The 1,147-nt window shown below is 67.2% G+C and carries 1 pseudogene; it reads left to right on the top strand.

From position 1 onward, the window contains the following. A pseudogene (locus tag VXC91_RS45895) lies at positions 1-1,147 on the top strand (amino acid transporter); the annotation flags it as partial.

Below are 1,147 nucleotides of genomic sequence, written 5' to 3'. Positions count from 1 at the left end.
GCCGGACTGCTCTCCCCCATCGCCACCATCGTCCTCGTGATCGTCACCCTCGCCGGCGCCCTGCCGGTCTACCGGCGCGTGGCCGAGGAAAGCCCCCACGGCCAAGGCTCGATCGCCATGCTCGAACGACTGCTCTCCTTCTGGAAGGGCAAACTCTTCGTCCTGACCCTGCTCGGCTTCGCCGCCACCGACTTCCTGATCACCATCACCCTCTCCGCCGCCGACGCCTCCACCCACCTGATCGAGAACCCCCACCTCACCGGCACCCTGCACGGCCACCAACTGATCATCACCCTGCTCCTGATCGCCCTGCTCGGCGCGGTGTTCCTCAAGGGCTTCCTGGAAGCGATCGGCGTCGCGTTCGCCCTCGTCGGCATCTACCTCGCGCTGAACGCCGTGGTCGTGGCCGTCGGGCTGTGGCATGTCCTGACGACCACCCATGTGATCACCGACTGGACCGGCGCGCTGACCACCCAGCACGGCGACATCTTCGTCATGATCGGCCTGGCACTGATCGTCTTCCCGAAGCTGGCGCTCGGCCTGTCCGGCTTCGAGACCGGCGTCGCCGTCATGCCCCATGTCCAGGGCGACCCGGACGACACCGAGGAGAAGCCGACCGGCCGCATCCGGGACACCAAGAAGCTCCTCACAACCGCCGCGCTGATCATGAGCGGCTTTCTGATCACCACCAGTTTCATCACAACCCTGCTGATCCCGGAAAAGGAGTTCCGGCCCGGGGGCGATGCCAACGGCCGCGCGCTGGCCTACCTGGCGCACCAGTACCTGGGCAACGCCTTCGGCACCGTCTACGACGCCTCGACCATCGCGATCCTGTGGTTCGCCGGCGCCTCCGCGATGGCCGGACTGCTCAACCTGATGCCCCGCTACCTGCCCCGCTACGGCATGGCCCCGCACTGGGCGCGCGCCGTGCGACCCATGGTCATCGTCTTCTCCCTGGTCGCCTTCCTGGTCACCTGGATCTTCGACGCGAACGTGGACGCCCAGGGCGGCGCCTACGCCACCGGCGTACTGGTACTGATCAGCTCCGCCGCCATCGCGGTGACCATCGCCGCCCACAAGGCCGGACACCGCAACTGGACCATCGCCTTCACGGTGATCTCGGCGGTCTTCCTCTACACGACGGTCG

It is taken from the genome of Streptomyces chiangmaiensis (genome assembly GCF_036281785.1).
Classification (GTDB): Bacteria; Actinomycetota; Actinomycetes; order Streptomycetales; family Streptomycetaceae; genus Streptomyces; species Streptomyces chiangmaiensis.
Note: the sequence above shows the minus strand (reverse complement) of the source record. Positions and strands in the feature narration are given on the sequence as shown.